This window comes from Lujinxingia vulgaris (assembly GCF_007997005.1).
Taxonomy (GTDB): Bacteria; Myxococcota_A; Bradymonadia; order Bradymonadales; family Bradymonadaceae; genus Lujinxingia.
On sequence record NZ_VOSL01000059.1, the window covers coordinates 79,737 to 98,385 of the forward strand.

An 18,649-nucleotide genomic window follows, 5' to 3' on the forward strand; every position below is an offset into this window, starting at 1 on the left:
CAAGACCCCGCGACGCCCCATCCGTCCCCACCCACGACCCCACCATGCCCACCAAACTCGCCACGCTCCTCCCCGCTTTGTGCGCCCTCACCCTGGCAGCCGGCTCGCTCGCCTGCTCCACCTCCGAGTCGAATTCACGCGCCGGCGCTCCGGGTGTGGGCGAGTTGGCGCACGTGGACACGGCGGCCATCACCCCCTTTCGTTTAGCGCGCATCGCGCTGGGAAAAGGCTTCGAGGTGCGCGTCGATGAGAGTGGGCTGTGGGCGAGCACGCCCTATGGGGGTGAGGAGTGCGGCGGGGCCCGGGTGGAGGTGACCTATGTGGTCACGCATCTGGACCGCGACGAGGTGAAGACGTCGGGAGATGCGTGCCAGTTCTGGCGTTATGTGAAGACGCTGGAGCTCCCATCGGAGGTTCCGACTCAGGCGCGCCTTGTGTGCGACACCTGGGTGCCCTCCGAGAGCGATGCCAGCGAGACGGACTGCGATGCGATCATCGGATCGTTCGCCCTGGCCGACGCTCCCGACCCTGGGGAGCTCGCCGCGTTGGAGGCGCCGGAGGTGCGCGAGCGCGTCGTGCCATCGCTTTTTAATCAGCCTGGCGAGCATGAGGTCTTTGTGCCGGGTGCAGACGCCTGGATGCCCTACATCTATGTGGGGTCGGTCGATCTTGGCCTGCCTGGCGAAGTTCTCGTGGTGGGGAGTGACCGGATCACCTCCGGCGTGTTTCTCAGCCTATTTTTCGAGAACGAGGCGGGGATGTTTGTGGAAAACGAGATCGATTATGTCGACGGGCGCCTGTGGGCCGGGCCGCTATCAGACGGCTCGGGCGAGCCCGCGGACCTCTTTGCTCAGGTCCGCGATGATAGCGCGGAAGGGCCTGTTCAGAGATGTGTGCGTTATGCGCTCAGCGAAGGTTTTTACCGGCTGAGCCCCGAAGACTGCCCCGATGTCGATGCGCGGGGTCGTTTGATCTATATGGACGGGCCGAGCGGCGCGGAGGGCGCTGCACCACCCGAAGACCCCAACCGCTACACCCAACTGCACATCAAAATGACCATCGAGGTGGATGGAGACGTGAAGTCTCGCCCGCAAATCATCTCCATGCCGGGCAAGCCCGTATCCGTGAGCCAGAAAAGTGGCGGCGAACGCCCGATTCACATGCAACTTCAGATCACCCCGACCTTTGTCGGCGAGGACATCGCGCTCGCCGGCTCGCTCGAAGGCAAAGCTGGCGAGGAGGTGGAGCTTGCGCAGGCCATCGACGCGCAGGTCGCGTTGGGGGAGGCGATGGCGCTGGAGTTCGAGTTGGATGGGATGGCGTATGAGATTGAGGTGGTGGTGACGAAGTCGGAGTATCAGCGGGAGGGTCGTGTACAGTGAGTGTGAGGGGGGCACAGCTCCATCGGGTGAAGGTGCGGGGGAAGCGCTGCCTGCCGTCGTCAACATTTACTCCCCGAAAGGTTCCTTTGTCTGCAGACGACCGCGCACGGGCGGGTTGGTTGGCCGTTAAGGTTGTTGGGGATCGGGTCTGCCGGCTCCAAAACGTGTAAATCGCATCCTCGTCGGCATATCGCCCCGGACTTGAAAGTCAATTCCAGTCCGCTGTTCACGGATATCGATGATGTCCTTCTGCATCAGAAGCCATTCCAGAACCTCGTCGATGTCATCTCCACGACGGATTCGGAGGTCGACCTCCTCACTCAAATCATTTGAGCGCTGCAAGATCTCGGACGGAACGTCCAACACCGAACAGGGATAATTGTATCGCTCGCATTTCCACTCGGCGTTGAGATCAGGTTCGGGCAATGCGTCGCGTAAACGCTGCAGGCCTACCACCACCCGTTTTCGCCTCGCGGAAAACTCGGCAGCGTCGGCAACCGCCAGCACGATTATAGCCTCGGCGTAGCGGTGGGCTTCGCGCCTCGCGATCGCGTTCTGCCTCTCCCGTTCTGCGGCGAGTGCAGTGTGGCGCGCCTCGGCCTCCGCAGCCTTAATGGCCTCGGCCGCGCGTTCTTCGGTCGCGGCGATGACGACCTCCCGAATCGCCCGGGCGCGCTGTTCGGCGCCGGGGTCACAGCCCCAGGCGCAGGCAAAGAGGCTAATCAGAACAACCCCATAACTCACGATCTTAATCAACATGGCAGAGCCTGATAATCCTGGTTCCTGAGCACGCATACACACCCCAATACGTTGAGAAAACCTAGTGCGTGGAAATCACTGGCATCGGCATTCCTCCTTCAAGTTGAATCAATACCCTTCCTGGCTCCGCGTTGATGTATTGAATCCCCTCTACGTCTAGAAGCCACTCCACGATCGCATCGACGCTATCTCCCCGCTTCATACGAGCCGCGATTTCGTGGCCTATCGTGAGTGTCCGCGAGTAAATCTCTCTTGGAACATCCGTCCAACTGCACGGGAACTTGAACTTTTCGCACATGGTATCAGCGCTCGGATCCGACTCCGGCTGTTTGGCCATTAACCTCTGCATTCCCTCTTCAACCCGCTTGCGCCTCGCCATCGCCTCCCTGCCCTCCGCCATTGCATGCACGATCGATTCTTGAGCATTCTGGAGAGCTTCGGTACGCGCCAGGGTGGTGCGCGCCTCCGACTCTGCGGCCTCAACGGCCTCGGCCGCGCGTTCTTCGGTCGCGGCGATGACGACCTCTCGAATCGCCCGGGCGCGCTCTTCGGCGCCGGGGTCGCATGCCAGGGTGCAGGCCAGAATGCCCGCCAACATGCTCATATAGATGGCGGCCTGAATGATGCCTTGATGCCCCGGATTTCCAGGTTTGCTGACGCGCACGTCGACCCCCGGCGAAACAGGTGGTGGTGGGATGAGGAAGAGTCTATCTACCACAGCACCGCCCCTTAAGCATGCTGCGCTTTGCTCATCTGGCATTCCCCAGCACGCTCTGCCCGTCCCGGTGCCAGACACTCGGGAAGACGCCAAAGCCATACCCCAAGCGGGGCGTCGAGGGGGTCAAAACAGGCACCTCCTACCTCTCGGCTACCCGTCGAGGGGATCAAAACAGCCACCTTGTGCCTCTCGGCCAGCCCTCAAGGGGTTCGCGACATGCCCCCGGTGAAGATGGCTCGTAGGTCGAGCGGGACAATAGACGCTTACACCCTTCGTGCTCCACCTGACGCCCTCACAAATCGCCCCACATCGCGAACCCCGGCGCCCCACAACCACAAAGCGAACCACCGGACGCCCTCACGAATCGACCCACACCGCGAACCCCGGCGTCCCACAACCACACAACCTCATAACCACCTAACCACAACCCGCACGCCACCGGACGCCCGCAGCACCTCCCCACATCGCGAACCCGAGCGCCCCACAACCACCTAACCACAACCCGCACGCTCCCCCCATCATCGCGCTCCACCCACCTCAAGGCGTATGCACCACACACGACTCCGGCAGCCCCCCTCGCCCCCCCGCCCATGGCGAGGGTCCGGTGCCGATATGCGAGGCGAAGAAGTCGAGTACGAGCTCGGCGCTGACCTCCGGATGAAGCGTGTGGCCCTGGTCGTGTTCGCACTCGACGACCACCCGGTCGTGTTCGACGAGCCACTGGGCGGCGGTGCGCCCGGCGTCGCTTAAGTTGACCGTCACCGGGGTGCCGGGAACGTTGTCGCTGCTGCCACCGTGGGTCAGCAGAACGGCGCCCTTACGGGCGTCGATGGGGTCGAGGGGGGGCCAGTCCCAGGCGACGAGGCCGGGCAGGATGGTGACGCGCTGGGCGGCGGCGAGGTTTTCGGGCTCGTTGATCCACAGCCCGGAGGCGGTGTAGATGGCGCGCACGTGGTCGCTTCGGGTGGCGTGCAGCAGGTTGACGATGGTGGCCCCCGCACTGAATCCCGCCGCGAAGATGCGGTCGGTGCCCACGTTGCGGTGGGTGCGCAGGCAGCCCACGACGATATCAAAAAGCTCAAGATCGTGGTTGGGGTCGTGGGTGCGGATATCCCAGTCGAGGCCGTTGAAGGGCTGCAAATTCAAATCTTCGAGGAGCACGCGCACGAAGGGAAAATCGGGGTCGGCGTCGGGGTGGATTCCCAGATTGTCGAGGAGCGTGGCGTTCGTCTCGGCGTCGACCTCCGGGCTCCGGGAGCCGGAGAAGCCGTGGAACCAGAACACCGCCGAGAGGGGCTCATCGTGGCTTGTCGCTGGCGAGGCGATCCAGAAGCGTCGTTCTGTGCCGTTGACGTCGATGGTGTTGAGCCCCTCGTTGACCTCGTCGCATTGCACCTCCGGCCAGGGCAGATCCGGGGGCTCGCCAGGGCCACGGGTCTGGGCATCTTCGCCGCAGCCGGCCCACGTGACGAGCAGCACACACAAAAGAGCGTTTTGCAGTTTCCACATAACGACTTCTCCGCAGGATGGATTGGGCGGCCCTTGATGGCGGCCGGTCCAAAACACACACACGCGCGTGGGGTCCAGCTTAGTGGCGAGTCCGGTGGGGGAGCAAGGACGCCTCCCCCCCGATCGAGTGAACTTTTACTTTCTTAACATCGACCCGGAGATGCGGGCGTTGTCCGGGCTGATGGGCTGTGGGTCTGCGGCGTTTGGAGGCGCTTAACGAAGACGCCTGGCCGCCCACCTCCCGAGCTTTGGACGGTCGATCTTGGAGTTATGGCGGGGGTCCACCGGGAGGCGGTCGATGAAGAGGACGTCGCGAATCTCACGGGAGACCTCGTGGTCGCTGGCGAGCTGCAGCAGCGTCTGGCGAAGCTCGCTGTGGTCGGCGCCGGGGTGGGCTTCGACGCAGAGGACGGGCTGATCATGGGTGAGGCCGGGCACGCCCACCAATCCGCATCGTTTGACGCGGGGCTCGGCGTTGAAGATCGGCTCACACAGAAGGGGAAAGAGCGGCCCCTGCTCCCCGCGCACCCGATGGCCTACGCGACCCACCACCCAGAGGCGCCCCTGCCCATCGAGGTAACCCGCATCGCCGAGGCGATGCCATGGGCCAATTTTGTTCTTGTGCGTGCTCTCGGGGTCATCCATATAGCGCGCGCTGATATGGGGGCTTTTCACCAGCACCTCGCCAATCTCGCCAGGGGGCACATCCTGAGCCTCCTCGGCGCTGCCATCGGCGATCGCCACGACCCGAAGCTCCACGCCCTCGAAGGGCCGCCCCACGCAGATGCCGTGGCCGCACTCGGTCTTCTCCCAGGTCTCGGCCAGCGTCTCCCGGGCGCTATGCGCGGTGGAGGGCAGCGCCTCGGTGGCGCCGTAGTTGGCAAACACCTCTCCGTTGGGCATCACGCGGGTCAGCGCGCCCATGACCGGCCCGGTGATCGGCGCGCCACCGCCGATGATCACCTCCAGCGAGGGCATCGTCAGCGCGTTGCCCTCGGCGTGACGCGCCATATTCTCCAAAATGATCGGGGAGGCGAAGAGCGAGCGCACCTGGCAGTCGTTGATCACCTCCACCAGGGGCGCCGGATCGGTCTTCGCCGGCGGCTCGCGCACGAATTGAATCGGCGGCACCACGACCGTGCCTTTGGCGCTCAACCCGATCATAAAAAAGGCCGGGAAGACGGCCATATCCACCGGCAGCCCCTCGCGCCCGGCAAATCCCCAGCTCTGGTGGGCGATGCGCAACACTCCACAGAAATTTCGGTGGGTGTAGAGCGCCGGCTTGGCCGGGCCGGTGCTGCCGGTGGTGTAAAGCACGGTCATCGGATCGTCTGGTCCCACACTGGCGAGCTGCGGACGCTCCGGCCGCGCGCGGCGTAGCGAGGCCACGGTGCGCGCGCCGGGGAAGCCCGGGCCCGGCCCCACCACGATGCTCTTTTTCAAAAAGCGCGGGCCCCAGCCAAAGATCAGGCGCGCCACATGGGCAAGCCCCACCCCCACAAAAGCCGTAGGTTGTAGCCTGCGCAGGCGCTCCCCCACGTTCCTCAATCCCACCGCCGGGTCGATCATGATCACGGTGGCCCCGACCCGCGTCAGCGCCACGTACACCACGCAGGCCTCGTAGCTCGGCGGCGCCATAAAGACGGTGCGCGTCTTTTCGGCGATTCCCAGCTCGCGCAGCCCCACGGCCACCGACTCCGCATCCTCGGAGAGGGTTTTGTAGGTGAAGCGCGCATACGTTCGCCGGCCCTGCCCGTCGCGACCGCTCGGCTCAATGATCGCCACGCGCTCGGGTTCTTCGTGGGCCACCTCGCCAACGAGGCTCGCCAGATCAAAAACATCGTTTTCAAAGAGCATGGTCATGACCTGCATCGGTGGGTTCAGATGACATAAATGACATAATGATCGCCGCGACGCGCTCCGGATCTTCGAGCATCGGGAGGTGTCCGCACCCCTCCAACCACGCCTCGCGCTGAGGGCGCAACCCCTCCACCCACACTCGCCCCGGCCCGGGGGGCAGCACCCGATTCTCCAGCCCCCAGACGGTGCAGATGGGCGGAAAGTCGGCCGGCGGCTCAAAGGCATCGAGCACGCTGTAGTTGGGAATGTCGGCCAGGACCTCCAGGAGCGCCCGCGACTGCGAGGCGCTCGCGTAACACGACGCCAGCTCCTTTTGGCGATGCACCTTCCTGGCAAGCCCGCGCCGCCCCAGCTGCGAGCGCACACCCAGCGCCCCAAAGCGCGAACCCAGCGGAATCCTGGACATCACCTCCACCACCCCCGGCGCGCGCTCGGGAAGCCCGTAAAGCAGCGAGTAGATGCCCGTCTCAAAGGTCGCCGCCGTCAGCGTGTTGATCAGCACCATCGCCCGCACGTTCTGGGGATGGGCCATCGCGTACGCCAGGCTCGTCGCGCTCCCCATGCAGTTCCCCACCAGGCGGACCGGCGCCAGATCATGAGCCTCGATAAACGCCTTGAGAATCGCCACATGACGACTCAACTCGTAGCCCTTACCCGGCTTCGACGAGGCCCCAAACCCCAGCAGATCCAGCGCAAAAACCTCAAACCCCTCCAGCCTCTCAATGACTTCGTTCCAGATCACATGCGAGGTGCCGCCATTATGCAGCATCACCACCGGCGCCCCGGAACCCGTGCGCCGGTAGCGGATCGACAGCTCTTCGAAGGGAAAGGTCTCCATCATCGGTGGCTCCTCGCGTGGCGCGGTAGAGGGCGTCTGCAACCACCGCCGCGTCGCGCTCGTCGGCGCGACTCACAGCTCTGGCAGGAGCATGCTCTATACCTCTGTCCCCGCTAAGGGACAAAGACGCCCCACGCGCCCCACCGGCGCCCCCCCCACCCAACCCGTGCACCCGCAAACGCCCTCACAAATCGACCCACATCGCGAACCCCGGCGCCCCACAACCACACAACCACACAACCACACAACCACAACCCGCACGCCACCGGACGCCCTCACGAATCGCCCCACATCGCGAACCCCGGCGCCCCACAACCGCACAACCACACAACCACACAACCACAACCCGCACGCCACCGGACGCCCGCAGCACCTCCCAACATCGCGCCCCCCGGCCTCACCTCACTCCTCGACCTCACCCCCTACATACGTCTCCCCATCCCACACAAACCTGACCGGCGTCGTCTCCCAGAGCTCCTCCTCGTCGCGTGTGGCGGTGGAGGCATGGAGGTCGAGCCAGCCGCGGGTGCTGTCGGGGCCGGCGGTGATGGCGCCCGGGAGGAAGTAGGTGAGCTCGGCGACCACCTCGTAGCCGCCGCCCTCGCAAGCTCGGAGCACATCGGTCGGGCAGACGGCGAAGTCGCGGCAGGTGGAGCGTTTGGGCACCAACACCTCGAGACGGCCGTCGCTGTTGAGGTCGGCGGCCAGGGCGATGGTGAGGTTGGAGTCCCGGAGGTCGAGGGAGCCGTAGGTGGTTTCGTCGGGGATGAAGCACGGGGGCTCGATCTCAGACTCGTTCTCGGGCTCGATCGCGCTCTCGGGCTCGATCGCGTTCTCGGGCTCGATCGCGTTCTCGGGCTCGGGCGCGCGCTCGGTCTCGGCGGGTGGTGAGGCGTCGCAGGCGATGAGCGGGAGAGACGCGGTGATGAGGGCAACGAACGTTCGGCGACGTATCATGGCATGCCTTTTTGCGATGAAAAAAGTAGGCGGTGGAGCTGAAAAAGATGTGCGGCACTGTAACCACGCGAGCCGGCGCGCGTCTATGAAGGTAGAAGGCTCGCTGCCACGCGCTGACGTCAACGCCACTACGCGCTAAGAGACCTGCCGAAGTCATCGACGCAACACGACGATGCGTCGCCTCTCACGCACTCAACACATCGGAGTTTCAAAATGACCACCCTCCAGAAAACCCTGCACGTCAAAGGCATGAGCTGTGGAAACTGCGCCCGACACGTCGAAAAAGCCGTCGGCGAGCTCGACGGCGTTGAGACGGTCGCGGTGACCCTGGACCAAGAACAGGTCACCGTCGTTTACCGCGACGACGCCACGACCCTGGGTGCCATCTCGAAGGCCATTGAGGACGCGGACTACGAGGTGGCTGGCGAGGTCGAGGCCTAGAAAGACCTGCGCCCCCTGAAACGTTTAAGCTTTTGCCAGCGCACCGCTCCGCCCTGAACGAGGCCCCTCATGACGACCGCATCTTCAGACACGTCAAACGCTTCAAACCCTTCACACACCGCGCTCGAATCGACGCTTCTGGCGCATCGCGAGCAGCTCTTGGCGTTCGTGCGCTCGCGGGGCCTGGATGCGTCGAGCGCCGAAGATCTTTTGCAGGACAGCCTGATCAAGGCGATGGGGTCGTTCGAGCAGCTGGAGGACGAGGAGAAGCTCATCGCCTGGTTTTATCAGATCCTGCGCAACGGCATCATCGACCGGCAGCGCCGGGTGCAGACGCGGAGGAAGTACGCGGAGCGCTACGGGCAGGAGCAGGAGTGGGTGGAGACGCCCGAGGAGCGCGCCAACGTCTGCCAGTGTTTTCGCAAGCTGATTCCGACGCTCAAGGATGAGTACCAGGAGGTGATCGAGGCGGTGGAGCTTGGCGAGGCCGAGACCGAGGCGCTGGCCGCGGAGCTGGGCATCACGACCAACAACCTCAATGTGCGGCGGCACCGGGCGCGCAAGCAGCTCAAAGGGCGTCTTGAGGAGACCTGCGGGGCGTGTGCGGCCAGCGGGTGCCTGGACTGCACCTGCGAGCACTAAACCCTTGTTTCAGAACGCTTTTTGCGGATTAAAAAACCCGCAGCCACCTCGGTGGTTGCGGGTCTTTTTTTGCCATCGCGCTGTAAGTGGCCCGGGGGGGCCGCGTCTGCAGGGGTGAAGCGCGTTAAGGCGCGAACCACCATCCCATTCACAGGCAGCGCGAGGATTTTGAGCATGAGCACCACGACGGAAACATTGAGAATTGAAGGCATGACCTGCGCGTCCTGCGTCGGCCACGTCGAGAAGGCGATTGCGGGCTTAGACGGCGTCACCGAGGCCTCGGTGAACCTGGCGACGGAGCGGGCCACGGTGGCATTTTTACCGCGCACCATCGACCTGGAGGCCATCGCCGCCGCCGTGCGCGAGGCGGGTTATGGGGCCACGCGCCTGGCCGACGATAGCTCGCGCAGCGAGGTGGAGGAGGCTGCGCGGGAGAGCGAGCTACGGACGCTGCGAAAGAGGTTGGGCGTCGCCGCCCTGCTGACCGCCCCGCTCCTGCTCCTGGAGATGATCCCGATGATGATTCCGGCGGCGCACCACTGGCTGATGGGCTTCATTGAGCGGCAGACGCTCTGGTATCTGTTTTTCACGCTGGCGACGGCCGTGCAGTTCGGCCCCGGGTGGCGTTTTTACCGCGCGGGCTGGGCGGCTCTGCGGCGCCTTAGCCCGGATATGAACACCCTTGTGATGCTGGGGACGAGCGCGGCCTACGGCTATTCGGTGGTGGCGACTTTTTTGCCCGGCCTGCTGCCCGCGGCCTCGCTGCACGTCTATTACGAAGCCTCCGCCGTCATCATCACGCTCATACTCGCCGGCAAATACATGGAGGCGCTGGCGAAGGGGCGCACCAGCGCGGCGATTCGCAAGTTGGTGGGCCTGCAGCCCAAAACAGCGCGCGTCGTCCGCGGCGACCAAGAGCAGGAAGTGCCCCTGGCTGAGGTCGGGTTGGGCGACGTGATTCGCGTGCGCCCCGGGGAACGCGTGCCGGTGGATGGCGAGGTCGTCGAGGGCACATCTTTTGTGGATGAGTCGATGATCACCGGAGAGCCCGTGCCCGTCGAAAAGACGCCGGGAAGCGAGGTCGTCGGCGGCACAATCAACGCCCACGGAACGTTTTTGTTCAGGGTCACGCGGGTCGCCGGCGATACGGTGCTCGCGCAGATCATTCGCACCGTGGAGCAGGCCCAGGCCACCAGGCCGCAGATTCAGGCGCTGGCCGACAAGGTCGTGGCGGTCTTTGTGCCCATTGTGCTCGTCCTCGCTGCGCTGACTTTCGGCGCCTGGCTGTGGCTGGGTCCGGCGCCGGCGTTGACCTCGGCGCTCGTGGCCGCGGTGTCTGTGCTCATCATCGCATGCCCCTGCGCCATGGGCCTGGCCACGCCCACCTCCATTATGGTGGGCACCGGCAAAGCCGCCGAGCTCGGCGTGCTCTTCCGCAAAGGCGACGCCCTGCAGACCCTCCAGGAAGCCGACATCGTCGCCCTCGACAAGACCGGCACGCTGACCGAGGGTCGCCCCACCCTCACCGATTTTTTTGTTCAGGGTGGCTTTGAGAAAACCGAGGTGTTGCAGCTTGCCGCCGCCGTCGAGCAGGGCTCGGAGCACCCCATCGCCCGGGCGGTGGTGGAGGCGGCAGAAGCCGACAAGCTGCCTGGGTTGCTGGCGAGCGACTTTGAGGCGGTCGCGGGCTTTGGCGTCCGCGCGAAGGTTGGCGAACGCCAGGTGGCCATCGGCGCAGACCGCTACGTCACGCGTCTGGGGCTCGACGCTTCGCTCTTCGCCGCAGAGGCCGAACGCCTGGCCTCCGAGGGCAAAACGCCCTTCTACATCATGATCGACGACGCGCTCGCCGGGGTTCTGGCCGTATCCGACCCGATCAAAACATCGACGCCCGAGGCGATTGGCGCGCTGAAGAAACTCGGGCTGCGCGTGGCCATGATCACCGGCGACAACCAGCGCACCGCCGAGGCGATTGCGGCGCAGCTCGGCATCGACGAGGTGCTGGCCGAGGTGTTGCCCGAGGGCAAATCCGACGCCGTGCGCCGACTGCAGTCCAAAGGCCTCAAGGTCGCCTTCGTGGGCGACGGCATCAACGACGCCCCGGCGCTGGCCCAGGCCGACGTGGGACTGGCCATTGGCACCGGCACCGACATCGCCATTGAGGCCGCCGACGTGGTGTTGATGAGCGGGAGTTTGGGCGGCATCCCCAGCGCCATCGCCCTCTCGCAGGCCACGCTGCGCAACATCAAACAGAATTTGTTCTGGGCCTTTGCCTACAACGCCGCGCTCATTCCGGTCGCTGCCGGCCTGCTTTACCCCTTCTTCGGCGTGCTTCTCTCGCCGATGTTTGCGGCCGGTGCGATGGCGATGAGCAGTACCTTTGTGCTGATGAACGGGTTGAGGTTGCGGGGGTTTGCGCCCTCAAACACTCGCCCCTCGGCGGCCCCGCTCCCGGCGATGTAAAGCGTGATCTTCGTGCTTCGAACCACCCTGAACATTTGACTTCCACACGCTCGTTCCAAGTGTTGGTGCGCACCAAACGCAGCCACACACGACGTATCCCAGATTGGAGGACGCCCGAGCGCGAAAATACAGCGAGACGCATCGCAGGGGGTCGCGCTGCGCCTCTCCCCGCGCTCCCAACGCTCACCCGAAGACGTAGGTCGCCACAAAACACATGAGGAAGACGTAGGTCGCCACAAAACACATGAGGAGACCCACCCCATGAAGGACGACGACGCACCACACAACCCCGGCTCAGGCCTGACTCGCCGCCGCTTTCTGCTCACCGGCGCCACCGCGCTGGCCGGCCTCACGCTCTCGCCAAAACTCCTGGCGAGCGAAGGGGACCTTGAGCCCGCCGGCGACTTCGGTGAGCTCGACGCCACCGCGCCCGGCGGCATCGACCTGTACATCGAGCGAAAAACCCTGCGCATCGACGGACTTCCGGGGCGCGCGATTACGATCAATGGCTCGGTGCCCGGCCCGACGATCCGTATGACGGAGGGCGAAGAAGCCGTGATCCGCGTGCATAACCGCATGCGGGAGGCGACCTCGATTCACTGGCACGGCATCCTCCTGCCCTTTGATATGGACGGTGTGCCGGGCATCAGCTTTGCGGGCATCGCGCCGGGCGAAACGTTTACCTACCGCTTTCGTCTGCGCCAGAACGGCACCTACTGGTACCACAGCCACAGCGGGCTTCAGGAACAGATGGGGCATTACGGGCAGCTCATCGTCGAGCCGCGGGACGAAGATCCCGTCGACTACGACGTGGAGCACACCATCGTGCTCTCAGACTGGACCTTCGAAGACCCGACCACGGTCTACAAAAAGCTCAAGAGTTTTGAGGGGTATTATAACTTTCAGCGGCCCACGCTCGCGAACCTGCGGGAGCAAGCCGACGCCACGGATCAAGGGTTAGGTGAGGTTATCGCCAGCCGGCTTCGGTGGAACCGGATGCGCATGGATTCGACGGATATCGCGGATGTCACCGGTGCGACGTACAGCTATCTGATGAACGGGCGCACGGCCGGCGAGAACCCCACGTTCATCGCCCAGCCCGGCGAAAAGGTGCGCTTGAGGTTCACCAACGCGTCGGCCATGACCTACTACGACGTGCGCATCCCAGGCCTGGCCATGACCGTGGTGCAGGCCGACGGGCAGAACGTGGAGCCGGTGGAGGTCGACGAGCTGCGCATCGCGGTGGCGGAGACCTACGACGTCATCGTGACGCTCCCTGACGACCAGGCCTACACGATCTTTGCTGAGAGCATGGATCGCAGCGGCTACGCCCGCGGCACCCTCGCTCCGAAACAGGGCATGTCCGCCGCGATTCCCGACCGCCGCGCTCGCCCCTACCTCACCATGGCCGACATGGGCATGATGCATGGCGATATGGAGGGCATGGACCATGGCGAGGACCATGGCGAGGACCATGGCGCGCACGGCGGAGTTCAAGATGGCGATGAGAATGCCGAGATTCGCTATCCGGCGCACGACGAACATCAGGTCTCGCCATTGGCCCATCGCCACCCGCTCCCCGTCAGCGACCTGCCGATGAGCGTGCCGCACGGCCCCGACGAGCACGGCGCGGGCAGCATCACCATGGCCATGAACGCCTACCGCCAGCTCGACGATCCTGGCGTAGGCCTGGGCGACGACGATCGCCGCGTGCTCACCTACGGCCAGCTTCGCATCCTGGAAACGCCTCCGGATCGCCGACCCCCGACCCGGGAGATCAACCTGCATCTCACCGGCAACATGCATAACTACATCTGGGGATTTAACGGCAAAAAGTGGTCTGAATCCGAGATGTTACGCTTTAAGTATGGCGAGCGCCTGCGCATCAACTTCATCAACGACACGATGATGAATCACCCCATGCATCTGCACGGCATGTGGATGGACCTCTACGCGGGCCATGCCTATGGAAAAAACCCACGCAAACACACCGTCAACGTGCAGCCGGCGGAGCTTTTGACCGTCGACATCAGCGTCGATGCACCCGGTCAGTGGGCCTTTCATTGCCACCTTCTCTACCACATGAAGGCCGGCATGTTCCGCACCGTCGCCGTGGTGCGCGACCTCAAAGGGGAGCCCATTTATGCCGACCGTTAAACGCTACGCCCGGGCCCTGGGACTTGCCCTCTCTCTGCTGCTCCTCACCGACTCGCCGGCCTGGAGCCAGGAAGGCCACGAGCACCACGAGATGGAGGAGGAGCGCGACGACGCCCCCGAGCCCGAAGAGTCGCCAGAATCTCCGGCCGAAGAGGCCGAAGAGGATCCCGATGATGTCGAGAGCTACCAGGGCGAAGAACCCGCGCTCCCCGAAGGCATGACCCTCGACGAGGTGCTGGAGAGCGCCGAGCAGCCGCCGCCGGAGGACTTCCCCGACGCGATGCACGACGATGCGATCCGCGCCTTTCTGCTCTTTGACCAGCTCGAATACCGCTACGACCTCGGAGACGCCCCGGACCAGATCGGCACCGAAATCTCGGGCTACGTCGGCGGCGATTACAACCGCCTCTGGCTCAAAGGTGAGGGCGAAACGAGCTGGCAGGGGGATGAGGGCTTTGAGGGCGAATCGGAGCTCGATGTGCTCTACGGTCGGCTGATCTCGCCATTCTGGACCGTCCAGATCGGCGCCCAATACGCCAACGCGTGGGCCGAGAATGCTTACGAGGACATCTGGTCCGGCGCCCTGGCCCTGCAGGGCCTGGCGCCGGGCATGTTTGAAGTCGACGCCTCGCTCTACCTGACCGAAAACCTCAACCTGCTCGCGGCTCTGGAGGCCGAATACGACCTGCGCATCACCCAGCGCGTTGTGCTGCAGCCCCGCGTGGAGCTTAGCTTTGCGGCCCAGGATATCCCGGAGCGCGGCATCGGCATCGGGCTCTCCGACGCCCTCATCGATGTGCGACTTCGCTATGAGATTCTGCGCGAGGTCTCGCCCTATCTCGGCTTTCGCTACCAGGGGCTCGTGGGGGCGACGGCGGATTTTGCCGAGGCTTCCGGCGAAGGCGCCAGCCGGTTTTTCATTCTGGCCGGTGTGCGCTTCGCGCTCTATTGAGCGGGCACATGACGTTGGTTATTGGCATCGAAAAAGCAGGCTTATTCGACAGCTAACTGGAGACTCACTTCCTACGAGGCATGTTTTATGAAAATGCGTTTTCTTTCCGTCACATACGCCATTCTCCTTCTCCTGGGCCTGAGCGCGTGCAGCACCTCTGGCGAACCCCGCAGCGACGAGACGAGCGCGCAGGCCGAGCAGGCCCAGACCGGCGCTCAGGAGTCTGAGAGATCGGACGCTACGGCAGGACAACACGATGCGATGGGCCAGAAGATGGCCGAGATGTGCCCGATGCAGGTCGAGGGCACCACGCGCGAGATCGTCCGGCTCGATAACGCCGTGGCCATGGACTTCACCACCACCGGTGACGTCGAGGAACTTCGATCGCGCGTAGCGCGCATGCCCGAGCGTCACGCGACGATGCATGGCGAGGGCGGCCAGATGCCGCAGGGCCACGGCCATCATGGCCAGGGCGGCCAGATGCAACACGAGCAGATGAGCGAAGAGCATCACGAGATGCGTCGCCAGATGATGGAGATGATGGCCGACGTCACCCTGGCGACAGAACCCATTGAGGGCGGCATGCGCCTGACCTTCACCCCCGCCGACGCCTCCCAGGTCGACGCGCTCTACCAGATGATGCAGAGCCACGCCCGGATGATGGAGCAGGAGGGTCAATGCCCGATGATGCCGATGATGGGCGACGCGCAGAAGACATGATGCTCAAGCGCAGGGCCGCAGCTGGAGATTCACACCGCCGAAAGACGTAAGGAGTATCGTTATGATGAACAACTCGAACTGGCATATGTGGACCGGAACGTGGACCGATGGGTTTGCGATCGTCGTGATGGGTCTGGTGATCATCGCCGCGATCGTCATCGTCATCCGAAGCAGGTCGACGAACGCCGAGTCGAACGAGGCCGATGAGCCTCTCGAGGGTCCGGATGCCCGCGGAGCCTGACCTCCTGGCCGATTTCCAAAAAAATGTGTGAGCCGAAGAGGCTCACGCTTTTCACGAAAACGCGCCCCCTGGGTGCGCCAATATATTTTGCAAAAAGTTCAGGCGTTGCCGAGCGCCGCGATCACCCGCTCCATCCGAGCTTTAACGTCGTGGGCAATCGGCTGCACATCGTCGCGATCGATGAGCGAAAACATCTTAACCGGGTCGAGCGCCGAGACGATGGCGTTACCCTCATCGTCCTCGGTGACCACCATGTTGCAGGGTAGCAAAAGCCCGATCGGCGCCTCGGCCTGCAACGCCTGGTGGGCAAGCGGCGGGTTGCAAGCCCCCAGAATCACGTAGTTTTTGTGTTCGACGTCGAGCTTCTTGCGCAGCGTGTCTTTGATATCGATGCGCGTCAGTACGCCAAAGCCTTCGTCCTTAAGCGCCTTCTCCGTGCGCTCAATCGCGTCGCTGTAGCTCACGCCCTTAAGGGTCGCGGTGATGCCGTAGCCCGGGTTTCCAAAGCTGCTCATGGTGACCTCCGTCGTCAGTGAGGAAAGGAATCGAATCGGGGCCAACCCTAAGCACCAACACCCGAGCCGCACACCCCACGCGGACCCAACAACCCGAGCGCAGCCAGCGTCGTCCTGGGGCGCTCGGCTTAGCGACCACCTAACAACAAAGCGCGCCCCACCCACCGCACTCACGAATCGCCCCACACCGCGCCCCTCAGAGCCCCATAACCACCCAACCACCTGACCACCCAACCACAAAACGCGTCCCACCCAACGCACTCACGAATCGCCCCACACCGCGCCCCTCAGAGCCCCACAACCACCCAACCACCTGACCACCCAACCACAAAGCGAACCCCCCAGAGCACCGAACACACCTCCCAGACCCCACGAGCCCCCCATGCCCCACAACCACGCCCACCACGATCACGAAGGCCACGACAAACACGCCGGCCACAGCGTCTCGATGTTCCGCGACAAGTTCTGGCTAAGCCTGCTCCTCACGCTACCGGTCGTCTTCTGGTCACAGCATATCCAGCATCTTCTGGGCTATGAGGCGCCGAGCTTTCCGGGATCGTCGTGGATCGAGCCCGTGCTGGGTACGGTGATCTTTTTCTACGGCGGCATGGTCTTCTTAAAGAGCGCCTGGGGGGAACTGAAATCAAAGCTTCCGGGCATGATGACCTTGATCTCGCTGGCGATCACGGTGGCCTTTGTCTTCAGCGTGGCGGTGGAGCTGGGGTTTGACGCCTCGCCACTCTGGTGGGAGCTCGCCACCCTGGTGACGATCATGCTGCTCGGCCACTGGATCGAGATGCGCTCCATCGCCAGCGCGAAGGGCGCGCTCAAAGAGCTCGCAAAACTCCTGCCGGATACGGCCACGCGCCTCGTTGACGGGGAGCGCAAGGAGGTGCGCGTCGACCAGCTCTCGCCAGGCGATCGGGTGCTGGTGCGGCCTGGCGAGCGGGTGCCGGTCGATGGGACGATCACCGATGGCGAGAGCAGTGTGAATGAGGCGATGATCACCGGGGAGTCTGAGCCGGTGAGCAAGCGCAAGGGCGATGAGGTGATCGCGGGCACCGTCAATGGCGAGGGCTCCCTGCGCGTGGAGGTCGCGCAGACCGGCGACGACACCCGTCTCTCGGGCATCATGCGCCTTGTGGCCGAGGCGCAGGACTCCAAATCCCGCTCCCAGGTGCTCGCTGACCGCGCCGCGCGCTGGCTCACGGCGGTGGCGATCGGCGCGGCGCTGATCACCCTGACGGTGTGGTGGCTTGTGGGCGCGTCGATCAACTTTACCGTCGTGCGCGTGGTCACCGTGCTGGTCATCGCCTGCCCCCACGCCCTGGGGCTGGCCGTACCCCTGGTGGTGGCGATCTCCACGTCGATGGGCGCATCTTCGGGGCTGCTTGTGCGCGACCGCCGGGGCCTTGAGGAAGCCCGCAACCTGAACGCGGTGATTTTCGATAAGACCGGCACGCTCACCCTTGGCGAGTTTCGTGTCGTCTCGACGCACGTCACCGAGGGGTGGAGCGACGCGCAGGCGCTGCGCATCGCGGCGAGCGTGGAGGCGGAGTCGGAGCACCCGATCGCGCGTGGTATCGTGGAGACGGCGCGCGATCGGGACCTGGCATACCCCGAGGCCCGCGACTTTCAGAACATCACCGGCAAAGGTGTCGTCGCCACCGTGAATGGCCAGGAGTACCGCATGGGAGGGCCCGCGATGGTTGAGGAGGTCGAGGTTTCCGACGCGCTGCGTAGAGCCGCTGAGGAGGCCGGGGAGAACGCCCGGACGGCCATCTATCTGATCGAAGGGGGTACGGCGGTGGCGCTCTTTGCCGTCGCCGACGCCATCCGCGACGCGAGTTTTGAGGCGATTAAGGCGCTGCACGCGCGCGGCATCGAGGTCGCCATGCTCACCGGCGACTCCCGGGCGGTGGCCGACGCGGTAGCCCGGGAGCTGGGCATCGACCGGGTCTTTGCCGAGGTTTTGCCCGAAGATAAGGCCGACAAGGTCAAGGAGCTCCAGGCCCAGGGCGCGACCGTGGCGATGGTCGGCGACGGGGTGAACGACGCCCCGGCGCTCGCCACCGCCGACGTGGGCGTGGCGATCGGCGCGGGCACCGACGTGGCCGTCGAGGCCGGCCACATCGTGCTGGTGCGCTCCGATCCGCGGGACATCCCCAGGATCGTCGCCCTGTCAGCCGCTACGCGTCGCAAAATGCTGCAGAACCTGTGGTGGGCCGCCGGCTACAACATCGTGGCCCTGCCCCTGGCGGCCGGCGCGGCCTACGCGTGGGGAATCGTGTTGTCGCCGGCGGTCGGCGCGGTGCTGATGTCCGCGAGCACAATCATCGTGGCGCTCAACGCCCAGTTGTTGCGGCGAGTGGATTTGGAGGGGTGAGGCGGATCGTTCCGGCATCCGAGGCAAATTCTGGGCTCGGAGGGCGGAACGCTCCGGCATGTTGCGCAAACTTTTCGCGTGACAGGCGGAGCCTTCCGGCTTTCGAGGG

At 64.5% G+C, this 18,649-nt stretch carries 15 protein-coding genes and 1 pseudogene; 9 read left to right on the plus strand and 7 right to left on the minus strand.

From position 1 onward, the window contains the following. Positions 1-44: 44 nt before the first annotated feature. Positions 45-1,382: a hypothetical protein gene (locus FRC96_RS15125; protein WP_146975624.1), complete on the plus strand. Its 1,338-nt coding sequence runs from the start codon at positions 45-47 to the stop codon at positions 1,380-1,382. A 126-nt stretch (positions 1,383-1,508) separates the two neighbouring features. On the opposite strand, the gene FRC96_RS15130 is transcribed toward FRC96_RS15125, so the two are convergent. From FRC96_RS15130 to FRC96_RS22260, 6 genes are all read right to left on the minus strand, one after another. Next, positions 1,509-2,141 (minus strand): hypothetical protein, encoded by a 633-nt coding sequence (locus FRC96_RS15130; RefSeq protein ID WP_146975626.1) that lies wholly within the window; start codon positions 2,139-2,141, stop codon positions 1,509-1,511. Between the two features lie 61 nt (positions 2,142-2,202). Then, the gene (locus FRC96_RS15135) at positions 2,203-2,859 is read right to left on the minus strand and encodes a hypothetical protein (RefSeq protein ID WP_146975628.1); all 657 of its coding nucleotides are present in this window, start codon (positions 2,857-2,859) and stop codon (positions 2,203-2,205) included. A gap of 537 nt (positions 2,860-3,396) precedes the next feature. After that, a complete protein-coding gene (locus tag FRC96_RS15140) occupies positions 3,397-4,368 on the minus strand; it encodes a hypothetical protein (RefSeq protein ID WP_146975629.1) in 972 nt (323 codons plus the stop codon). 213 nt (positions 4,369-4,581) lie between these two features. Continuing rightward, entirely contained in the window at positions 4,582-6,240 is a 1,659-nt protein-coding gene (locus tag FRC96_RS15145) for a fatty acid CoA ligase family protein (protein WP_146975631.1), read from the minus strand. Next, positions 6,215-7,069: an alpha/beta fold hydrolase gene (locus tag FRC96_RS15150; RefSeq protein ID WP_146975633.1), complete on the minus strand. Its 855-nt coding sequence runs from the start codon at positions 7,067-7,069 to the stop codon at positions 6,215-6,217. The genes FRC96_RS15145 and FRC96_RS15150 overlap by 26 nt, the downstream gene beginning before the upstream one ends. A gap of 399 nt (positions 7,070-7,468) precedes the next feature. Continuing rightward, positions 7,469-8,023 carry a hypothetical protein gene (locus FRC96_RS22260; RefSeq protein ID WP_230470300.1) on the minus strand — a complete coding sequence of 185 codons (555 nt, stop codon included), beginning with the start codon at positions 8,021-8,023 and terminating at the stop codon, positions 7,469-7,471. 213 nt (positions 8,024-8,236) lie between these two features. On the opposite strand from FRC96_RS22260, the gene FRC96_RS15160 reads away from it, so the two are divergent. From FRC96_RS15160 to FRC96_RS15190, 7 genes and pseudogenes are all read left to right on the plus strand, one after another. Further along, the gene (locus FRC96_RS15160) at positions 8,237-8,464 is read left to right on the plus strand and encodes a copper ion binding protein (protein ID WP_146975634.1); all 228 of its coding nucleotides are present in this window, start codon (positions 8,237-8,239) and stop codon (positions 8,462-8,464) included. 69 nt (positions 8,465-8,533) lie between these two features. Further along, positions 8,534-9,106, plus strand: a complete 573-nt coding sequence (locus tag FRC96_RS15165; protein WP_146975636.1) for a sigma-70 family RNA polymerase sigma factor — start codon at positions 8,534-8,536, stop codon at positions 9,104-9,106. A 96-nt stretch (positions 9,107-9,202) separates the two neighbouring features. Continuing rightward, a pseudogene (locus FRC96_RS15170) lies at positions 9,203-11,569 on the plus strand (heavy metal translocating P-type ATPase); the annotation flags it as partial. 261 nt (positions 11,570-11,830) lie between these two features. Then, on the plus strand, positions 11,831-13,726 hold the full coding sequence (locus FRC96_RS15175; protein WP_146975639.1) for a copper resistance system multicopper oxidase: 1,896 nt from the start codon (positions 11,831-11,833) through the stop codon (positions 13,724-13,726). Then, entirely contained in the window at positions 13,713-14,678 is a 966-nt protein-coding gene (locus FRC96_RS15180; RefSeq protein WP_146975641.1) for a copper resistance protein B, read from the plus strand. Before FRC96_RS15175 ends, FRC96_RS15180 begins: the two co-directional genes overlap by 14 nt. Positions 14,679-14,765: 87 nt before the next feature. Then, the gene (locus FRC96_RS15185; protein WP_146975643.1) at positions 14,766-15,398 is read left to right on the plus strand and encodes a hypothetical protein; all 633 of its coding nucleotides are present in this window, start codon (positions 14,766-14,768) and stop codon (positions 15,396-15,398) included. Between the two features lie 61 nt (positions 15,399-15,459). Further along, the gene (locus tag FRC96_RS15190) at positions 15,460-15,639 is read left to right on the plus strand and encodes a hypothetical protein (protein ID WP_146975645.1); all 180 of its coding nucleotides are present in this window, start codon (positions 15,460-15,462) and stop codon (positions 15,637-15,639) included. A 98-nt stretch (positions 15,640-15,737) separates the two neighbouring features. Here FRC96_RS15190 and FRC96_RS15195 read toward each other — a convergent pair whose 3' ends face one another. Further along, positions 15,738-16,154 carry a DUF302 domain-containing protein gene (locus tag FRC96_RS15195; RefSeq protein WP_146975646.1) on the minus strand — a complete coding sequence of 139 codons (417 nt, stop codon included), beginning with the start codon at positions 16,152-16,154 and terminating at the stop codon, positions 15,738-15,740. A 382-nt stretch (positions 16,155-16,536) separates the two neighbouring features. Between FRC96_RS15195 and FRC96_RS15200 the strand changes: the two genes are divergently transcribed. Next, positions 16,537-18,540 (plus strand): heavy metal translocating P-type ATPase, encoded by a 2,004-nt coding sequence (locus FRC96_RS15200; protein WP_230470301.1) that lies wholly within the window; start codon positions 16,537-16,539, stop codon positions 18,538-18,540. Positions 18,541-18,649 lie beyond the last annotated feature (109 nt).

Coding starts and splice junctions, on each gene's coding strand:
- FRC96_RS15125 (WP_146975624.1), top strand. CDS start 45: ATGCCCACCAAACTCGCCACGCTCCTCCCCGCTTTGTGCGCCCTCACC.
- FRC96_RS15130 (WP_146975626.1), bottom strand. CDS start 2,141: ATGTTGATTAAGATCGTGAGTTATGGGGTTGTTCTGATTAGCCTCTTT.
- FRC96_RS15140 (WP_146975629.1), bottom strand. CDS start 4,368: ATGTGGAAACTGCAAAACGCTCTTTTGTGTGTGCTGCTCGTCACGTGG.
- FRC96_RS15145 (WP_146975631.1), bottom strand. CDS start 6,240: ATGCAGGTCATGACCATGCTCTTTGAAAACGATGTTTTTGATCTGGCG.
- FRC96_RS15150 (WP_146975633.1), bottom strand. CDS start 7,069: ATGATGGAGACCTTTCCCTTCGAAGAGCTGTCGATCCGCTACCGGCGC.
- FRC96_RS22260 (WP_230470300.1), bottom strand. CDS start 8,023: ATGATACGTCGCCGAACGTTCGTTGCCCTCATCACCGCGTCTCTCCCG.
- FRC96_RS15160 (WP_146975634.1), top strand. CDS start 8,237: ATGACCACCCTCCAGAAAACCCTGCACGTCAAAGGCATGAGCTGTGGA.
- FRC96_RS15165 (WP_146975636.1), top strand. CDS start 8,534: ATGACGACCGCATCTTCAGACACGTCAAACGCTTCAAACCCTTCACAC.
- FRC96_RS15175 (WP_146975639.1), top strand. CDS start 11,831: ATGAAGGACGACGACGCACCACACAACCCCGGCTCAGGCCTGACTCGC.
- FRC96_RS15180 (WP_146975641.1), top strand. CDS start 13,713: ATGCCGACCGTTAAACGCTACGCCCGGGCCCTGGGACTTGCCCTCTCT.
- FRC96_RS15185 (WP_146975643.1), top strand. CDS start 14,766: ATGAAAATGCGTTTTCTTTCCGTCACATACGCCATTCTCCTTCTCCTG.
- FRC96_RS15190 (WP_146975645.1), top strand. CDS start 15,460: ATGATGAACAACTCGAACTGGCATATGTGGACCGGAACGTGGACCGAT.
- FRC96_RS15195 (WP_146975646.1), bottom strand. CDS start 16,154: ATGAGCAGCTTTGGAAACCCGGGCTACGGCATCACCGCGACCCTTAAG.
- FRC96_RS15200 (WP_230470301.1), top strand. CDS start 16,537: ATGCCCCACAACCACGCCCACCACGATCACGAAGGCCACGACAAACAC.